Here is a 2,257-nt window from a genome sequence, read left to right as displayed (position 1 = left end):
TATAAACCTCAGACTCCGGTAACTGTTGCTTCCACAAGCCAATAATTGGAGCAGTGGGACATTGACTACGGACAGCTGCCACATGGTCAGGTGTATCAATACGCACACCCGATGCCCCCTGATTCATCGAAGCCTGTGCCATGGCGGCAATCACTAGGGGGTGGTGCAGGGGTGAGTCAGGGGGTGCCTGACAAGACACAATTAGACTATGACGAATTGAATGGAGAGAATTAGCTGCCATGTTGTTGGTGGTTACAGTAAGTGATTATCGATATATAGAGGTTCCACAGCATTTATAAAATAGGTGAGGTACAGAAGTTTTGGATTTTAGGGAATAGGGAATAGGGAATAGGGAATAGGGAATAGGGAATAGGGAATATAAAAAAAATTATGTTTACCTCATAAATATAATAACCATTATCTATTAATTGGTTTAAGCACTGTGGTTATTGTCTTATATGATGTCGATGATAATTACCCTTAATAAAAATCTCTCCATCTCCCTATCTACCTATCTCCCCATCTCCCCATCTCCCCATCTCCCCATCTCCCCATCTCCCCATCTCCCCATCTCCCCGCGCCACCGCCCCTTCCGGTGTTCCGGTTTGTGGTTGTGTGTGTTTTGTTTCTGGGGGGGCGACAAGCGGCCTGTAACCCTTGATATATATTAAATTGAGCGAATTATGGTAAAAAAAGATAGGTCATAAATTGTCAATACGACCTACCAATCGAGAATGATACAAGAATTATATCAAAAACATCTAAAAAATCTACTTTCCGAATCTCAATTATTGTTTTTTTACCTTGTAGTAATTATTGTACAAGATATCAAAAATGTTAAACTCGAAAAAATGGCTGAATCTTTACCTTTGCCTATTAAATGTAACTCAAGGCGTAAAAAGTTACAGAGATTTTTGTCATTACCAATATTTAAAGTCAAAAAACTGTGGTTTCCAATTATTAGAGAATGGGTCTATCAAACATTTGATAAACAGGAAACAATTTATTTAGCTATCGATAGAACTAATTGGAATAACAAGAATTTATTGATGGTTAGCTTAATTTATAAAAACCGAGCACTTCCCGTTTATTTTGAACTTCTATCAAAATTTGGCTCAAGTAACTTTTCGGAGCAGAAACAACTAGTTTCAAATATCATAGGGCTATTTGATGACTATAAAGTTGTAATTTTAGGAGACCGAGAATTTTGTTCAGTAAAATTGGCTGAATGGCTCGAAAAACAAGGCTTTAACTTTTGTTTAAGACTTAAAAAATCTGAGCAAATTGAATTAAAAAATCAGGGGTGGATCTCCTTAGAAAACTCTGGGTTAAAACCAGGAATTTCATTATTTTTTGAAAAGGTTAAAGTCACAAAAACTCAACAAATATCAGGATTTAGTGTCGCTTGTAAATGGAAAAAAAGTTATCGAAAATCCGTGACCAAAGAAGGTTGGTTTATTTTAACAAATATGAACGAAGCCTCTGAGGCAATCTCCGCTTATAAAAAACGTTTTAATATTGAACAAATGTTTCGAGATTATAAAAGTGGTGGATATAATATGGAAGGCAGCAATGTAGTCGGAAAACGTTTTATATCTTTAGTTATCATCATGTCTTTTGCTTATTTTATTGCCACAATCAAAGGAGAAATAATTAATAAAAAAGGAGTTCAGAACTATGTTACTAGAGTCAAAAACTATGGGCGATTAACTAAAATGCATAGCAGTTTTTATATTGGAATGTATGCTCACAAATGGATTAATTTTATGGATAAATGTTGGGAATTAGTTTATGCTTTGATGCGTTTAAGTCGTCATAAGCTCGATAATTATTTACGAGGTATGAGAGCTATGAAGCTTATACAGTCTACTTTTTAGCTCTCATGTCGCCCCCCCAGGTTTTGTTTTGACTTTATCGCTTTTTTTGATCAGGTCACTTGAAGGGGATTTTTATCAGCTCATTGAGTCTAATTTGAGGCTGATTTTTAGTATTTATACCAGTTATAGCTGATTAATCAAGCTTTGTTCCCCAAGCATATCCACCAGTTTTTATTTAATAAACTGGCGCAATTCCTCATCCCAAAGAGGTAGAATTGCTTTACTCATCAATGGCTACTTTAAATTTTCGGCTTTTGTCAACCCCTCTACCTAAATCCTTACACTATATTTATCTACAATCAAGATTTATTGGCTTGACAAGATATTGATTTATTGTGCGTCTCTATCCAGATAATCTTTAATTAAAGAATTAAAGATTC

Annotated in this window: 2 pseudogenes; one reads left to right on the top strand and one right to left on the bottom strand. The window is 35.4% G+C overall.

Going from position 1 to position 2,257, the window contains the following annotated elements:
* Positions 1-241: pseudogene (locus F6K38_RS39850) on the bottom strand (acetylmannosamine-6-phosphate 2-epimerase); the annotation flags it as partial.
* Between the two features lie 493 nt (positions 242-734).
* Between F6K38_RS39850 and F6K38_RS39845 the strand changes: the two are divergent.
* A pseudogene (locus F6K38_RS39845) lies at positions 735-1,909 on the top strand (IS4 family transposase).
* Positions 1,910-2,257 lie beyond the last annotated feature (348 nt).

Origin of the sequence: Moorena sp. SIO3B2 (genome assembly GCF_010692525.1) — a bacterium.
GTDB lineage: Bacteria > Cyanobacteriota > Cyanobacteriia > Cyanobacteriales > Coleofasciculaceae > Moorena > Moorena producens.
The sequence above is the reverse complement of the archived record's forward strand: the minus strand, read 5'-3'. Positions and strand labels throughout refer to the sequence as shown.